Source organism: Streptomyces sp. NPDC059900 (assembly GCF_050270335.1).
GTDB lineage: Bacteria > Actinomycetota > Actinomycetes > Streptomycetales > Streptomycetaceae > Streptomyces.
This window is the reverse complement of record NZ_JBNNJZ010000567.1, coordinates 1-5,086: the sequence shown is the minus strand read 5'-3', so window position 1 is coordinate 5,086 and position 5,086 is coordinate 1. Positions and strand designations below refer to the sequence as shown.

Below are 5,086 nucleotides of genomic sequence, written 5' to 3'. Positions count from 1 at the left end.
GCGCTGCTGGGTGTCGTAGTCGACGCGGACGATGCCGAACCGCTTGGCATAGCCCAGGGCCCACTCGAAGTTGTCGAGGAGCGACCACACGTAGTAGCCGCGGACATAGACGCCCGCGTCCAGGGCGGCGCGCAGGGCCGTCAGGTGGCTGTGCAGGTAGGCGGTGCGCTCCGGGTCGCGGACGCCGCCGTCCTGGGCAACGGCATCGTGTTCGGCCGAGCCGTTCTCGGTGATGTAGACCGGCGGCAGGGCCCGGCCGTAGGTGTCCTTCAGTGCGGTCAGCAGGTCGGTGAAGGACTGGGGCACCACGGGCCAGTTCATGGCCGTGCGCCGCACGTCCGGGTAGGGCATCTCCTGGTAGCGGTTGTCGGTGGCCACGCGCCGGGCCGGGTCGGGCTCGCGGTGGGAGGCGTCGGCGACCACGATCGGCCGGTAGTAGTTGATGCCGAGGAAGTCCAGCGGCTGGGCGATCAGTTCGGGGTCGCCCTCGCGCCGGAAGTCCTGCCCCGTGATCAGCTCGCCCCAGGTCTCCTCCTCGGAAGCCGGGTAGCGGCCCGCGAGGATCGGTTCGGTCCAGACGAGGTTGTGCTGGGTGTCGGCGCGCAGAGCGGCGGCGCGGTCGGCGGCCGAGTCGGTGGCGGGGACGTTGCGGTCGAGGTTGAGGGTGATGCCCGCCTCGCGCACGCCCGCCGCCCGCAGTTCCCGCATCGCCAGGCCGTGGCCCACGAGCAGGTGGTGTGCGGCGGCCAGGGCGCCGGTGCCCTCCTGCGCGCCGGGTGCGTGGCGGCCCACGGAATAGCCCAGGAACGCGCTGCACCACGGCTCGTTGAGGGTGATCCAGCGCGGTACGCGGTCCGCGAGGTGCCCGGCGACGATTCCCGCGTACTCGCCGAACCGCTCGGCACTCTCGCGCACCCGCCAGCCGCCGCGGTCCTCCAGGGCCTGGGGCAGGTCCCAGTGGTAGAGGGTGGCGGCCGGTTCGATGCCCGCCTCCAGGAGTTCGTCCACCAGGCGGGAGTAGAAGTCGAGCCCCTTCTGGTTCGCGGGCCCCTGTCCGGTGGGCTGGATGCGGGGCCAGGCGATCGAGAAGCGGTAGGAGTCCACGCCCAGGTCGCGCAGCAGGGCCACGTCTTCGGGGTAGCGGTGGTAGTGGTCGCAGGCCACGTCGCCGGTGTCGCCGCCGTCGACGCGGCCCGGGGTGTGGCAGTAGGTGTCCCAGATGGAGGGGCCGCGGCCGTCCTCGTACGCGGCGCCCTCGATCTGGTACGAGGCGGTGGCCGCGCCGAAGACGAAGCCGGAGGGGAAGCGGGGCAGGGTGCTCATGGAGGGCCTTACTTGACGGATCCGCCGGTGATCCCGGCGGCGATGTACTTCTGGGCGAGGACGAGCAGGATCGCTGCGGGGATCGCGGACAGGACGGATGCGGCCATGACCGAGCCCCAGTCGCCGACGTGGGCGCCGATGTACTGGTAGATGCCCAGGGTGACCGGCTTGACGTCGTCGGTGGTGTTGAGGGTGAGGGCGAACATGAAGTCGCTCCAGGCGTACAGGAAGGAGAACAGGCCCGCGGTGATCAGGGAGTTGCGGCTCATGGGCAGCACGACCTGTACGAAGGTGCGCAGCCGGCCCGCGCCGTCGACCTCGGCGGCCTCGATGACCTCCTGGGGGATGGCCACCATGAAGGAGCGCATCAGGACGATAGCGAAGGGGATACCCAGCGAGGCGTCGGCGAGCATGAGGCCGAAGTAGGAGTTGACCAGGCCGAGGTCGACGTAGGCGCTGTAGAGGGCGTTGGCGATGACGATGCCCGGCACCATCTGGGTGATGAGGGTGCCGAAGACGATGGTGCGGGTGGCGCGCAGCCGGAACTGGGCCAGTCCGTAGGCGGCGGGGGCGGCGATGGCCAGGCAGATGGTGACGGCGCCGAGGGCCACGGCGAGCGAGGTCAGCAGGTGGCCGCCCTGTTCGCGGATCGCGGAGGTGAACCCGGACAGGTCCACGTCCCGCGGGACGGGTGCGACCTCCAGGAGGCCGGATGCGGGTTGCAGGGCCGTGTTGAGCATCCAGTAGAGCGGGAAGAGCATCACGCACAGGATGAGTACGCCCGCGGCGGTGGCGCCCCAGCGGCGCGTGGCGCCCGGGGCGGCGGGCGGCTGGGTGGCGGTGGTGGTCGCCATGGCGGTCACTTCCCCTCGGAGCGGTTGGCGCGCAGGTAGAACACCGCGAAGACGGCGGAGATCAGGATCAGGACGTTGCCGACGACGGCGCCGGCGCCGAAATCCAGCTGCACGAAGGAGTTCTGGTAGGTGAGGGTGCCCAGGGTCTGGGTGGCGTCGGCGGGGCCGCCGTCGGTCAGGGCCAGGATCAAGTCGAGGATCTTGACCGTCGACATGAAGCCGAGGACCAGCACGACGGTGATGACCGGCTTCAGCAGGGGCAGCGTGATCGAGCGGAACGTGCGCCAGGCGGACGCGCCGTCCAGGGCGGCGGCCTCGTACAACTCCCTGGGCACCTCCTGGAGGCCTCCGTAGAGGATGACCAGGTTGAAGGGGATGCCGATCCAGATGTTGACCAGGATGACGGAGAACAGGGCCATGCCGGGGCTGGTGAGCCAGGGGGTGGCGCCGCCCGCGCCGAAGGTGTCCAAGAAGGAGTTCAGGACGCCGGTGTCCTGGTCCAGGATGCGGCGCCACACGATGCCGGAGACGACCATCGGGACGAGCCAGGGCAGCAGGATCAGCGAGCGCAGTACGCCGTTGAGCGGGAATCTCTTGGTGAAGAACACGGCCAGCGCCAGGCCGATGCCGAACTGGCCGGCCAGGGAGCCCAGGGTGAAGACGACGGTGTGCCACAGCGCCTTGCCGAACAGGTCGTCCTGGAAGACCTTGCTCCAGTTGTCGGTGCCGTTGAAGGGGGCCTTGCCGTCGAAGAAGGTGGAGGGCGAGTAGTCCTGGAAGCTCATCAGGATGTTGCGCACCAGCGGGTAGCCGAAGAAGAGCAGCATGAACAGGACGGCGGGCGCGATGAAGCCCCACTGGGAGAGTGTGCGCCGGCGCCGGGCGCGTGCCGGGTCGGGCCTCGCGGCGGGGAGGGCCGGTTCTTCGGCGGCGGACGCGGTCGCGGAGGCTGTGGTGGTCGACATGTTCGTCACGTCACTTCCCGCTGGTGGCGCGCTGCTGGGCGCGCCGGAGCGCGTCCTTGCTGGACTGCCCGGTCAGGGCGGACTGGAAGGCGCTCTGCAGGGCGAGCGACACCGAGGACCAGCGTGCGCCGACCTTGGCCGTGCGTGAGCGTGCGGTGGCCACCTGGTCGGCCAGGGCGTCGAGTTCGGGCACTTCCCTGCGCCAGACGGCGGCGGCCTTCTCGTTGGCCGGGACCATCCAGCTGTTGCGCGCGTAGGTGATCTGTTCCTTCTCCCCCGCCATACAGTCGATGATCTTCGCGGCGGTCTTCTCGCGGGTGGTGTCCCCGGTCTTGGGCACGGTCAGCACGGCGCCGCCGAGCGGGCCCACGGAGTTGTCCCCCTCCTTCGGTACGGGGATCTGCGCGATGCCCCAGTCCAGGCTCTTCTTGGTGTTGAGGGTCTCGACCTGCCACGGACCGTTGATCATCATGGCGGCGTTGCCGGCCATGAACTGGTCGTTGACGTCGGCCTGGGTCCAGTTGACGGTCGACTTGGACAGCGAGCCGTCCTTGATGAGCCCCTTCCAGTAGTCGAGTGCCTGGGCGACCGGCTTGCCGGCCAGGTGGGCCTCGTCTCCGCCGTTGGACCACATGAACGGCGTGAACTGGAAGACGCCGTCCTCTGCGCCGCCGGCGCTCAGGGCGATGCCGTACTGCTTGCCCCGGGTGAGCTGCTCGGCGGCCCGGCGCATCTCGTCCCAGGTGGCGGGCACTTCGATGCCGGCCTTCTTGAGGATGTCCTTGTTGTAGAACAGGGCGAGGGTGTTCACCGTGCGTGCGGCCCCGTAGTAGGTGCCCTGGTAGGAGCCGAAGTCGACGATGCCCCGGGGGATGTCCCGGGTCGACAGGCCCAGCGTGCGCAGGTCGATCAGGCCGCCGGCCTCGGCGAACGTCGGCATTTCGGAGGCGTCGAACTGGATGACGTCCGGCAGTGACTTCGAGGAGGCCATGCGCAGCGACTTCGTCATGACCTGGGCGGCCGGCACGCTCTGCTGCTCGATGGTGATGCCCAGGCGCTTGCTGCAGCGGGAGAGGGTGGCGGCGTCCCAGCCGTGATACGAGTCGTCGGTCGACGAGTTGAGGACGGTGTAGACGTCGTCGTCGCGTTGCTGGCCGCAGCCGGTGAGCGCCGCGCCGGCCACGAGCGCGCAGACGACGGCGAGCGGGACCGTCGCCGGCCGCCGGGCACGGCGGCGCCCGGCGGGCGCGCGCTGCGGTATGTGTGCTGCTGTCACGGTGGTTGCCCTTGTCCTTCGAGGGGTGGCCGGCCCGGCGGGACGCCCGTGTCCCGGCGGGGGTTGTCGCAGATCCCGGTACGGCTCCGGCCGGGGCCGTACGGGCTCGATCGCGGGGGATGGGATCAGCGCGCGCCGAGCGGGTGTTGTGTGTCCGGCTGGTCGCGGCGCTCCACGGCGTCGCCGGGAGCGGGAGTGAAGCGGTGGGTCATGGGTGCGGCCCTCTGCTGCGAGTTAGTATTCTGGCATGACTAATACGCCATCAAGCGCTTCGACGCTAGACCCCGGATGCAACTTCGCAGCCCACAAAAGCCCCGGGATCTGGCACAGTTGGGTGTCGAAGCGCTTCCGCGAACTCACGGAGGAGGGGCCTTGCCGTTTCGTTTTCCGTGCGATCAAATGGCACGGCCACCTACTTCGCCTCGAAGATCACAAGCCTGTCGAGGTGCCCCCGCCCCCGACCGGCCATGCCACCTGTGGGGCCAGTTCGCCGCGCTGCGCCCCACGGCAGCCGCCCGGCCCGCCCCGTCCCCTGGCCCGGGGATCTGCCACCGGCCGCCCCCTGCCCGCGACGGCTCCTCCGACCCGAACGGCCACCCCGCACCACCCCGAGGAAGATGATGAAGTTCACCGACGGCTTCTGGCTCATGCGCGACGGCGTCCAGGCC

4 protein-coding genes are annotated in these 5,086 nt (G+C 69.9%); all 4 read right to left on the bottom strand.

Features of this window, described 5'->3' with window-relative positions; genetic code table 11:
- Window positions 1–1,323, bottom strand: a 1,323-nt coding sequence (locus ACQKIP_RS39250) for a GH1 family beta-glucosidase (RefSeq protein WP_427745250.1), incomplete at its 3' end; no start/stop codon positions are given.
- Window positions 1,324–1,331: 8 nt separating this feature from the next.
- Complete coding sequence (locus ACQKIP_RS39245) at window positions 1,332–2,177, bottom strand: carbohydrate ABC transporter permease (protein ID WP_365864924.1); 846 nt, start codon at window positions 2,175–2,177, stop codon at window positions 1,332–1,334.
- A 5-nt stretch (window positions 2,178–2,182) separates the two neighbouring features.
- Window positions 2,183–3,142, bottom strand: a complete 960-nt coding sequence (locus ACQKIP_RS39240; RefSeq protein ID WP_365864921.1) for a carbohydrate ABC transporter permease — start codon at window positions 3,140–3,142, stop codon at window positions 2,183–2,185.
- Window positions 3,143–3,152: 10 nt separating this feature from the next.
- Window positions 3,153–4,403 (bottom strand): ABC transporter substrate-binding protein, encoded by a 1,251-nt coding sequence (locus ACQKIP_RS39235; protein ID WP_365865032.1) that lies wholly within the window; start codon window positions 4,401–4,403, stop codon window positions 3,153–3,155.
- Window positions 4,404–5,086: the final 683 nt, after the last annotated feature.

Bases quoted from the DNA above. Each gene is read 5' to 3' on its own strand.
- ACQKIP_RS39240 (WP_365864921.1), bottom strand. From the start codon at position 3,142: ATGTCGACCACCACAGCCTCCGCGACCGCGTCCGCCGCCGAAGAACCG.
- ACQKIP_RS39245 (WP_365864924.1), bottom strand. From the start codon at position 2,177: ATGGCGACCACCACCGCCACCCAGCCGCCCGCCGCCCCGGGCGCCACG.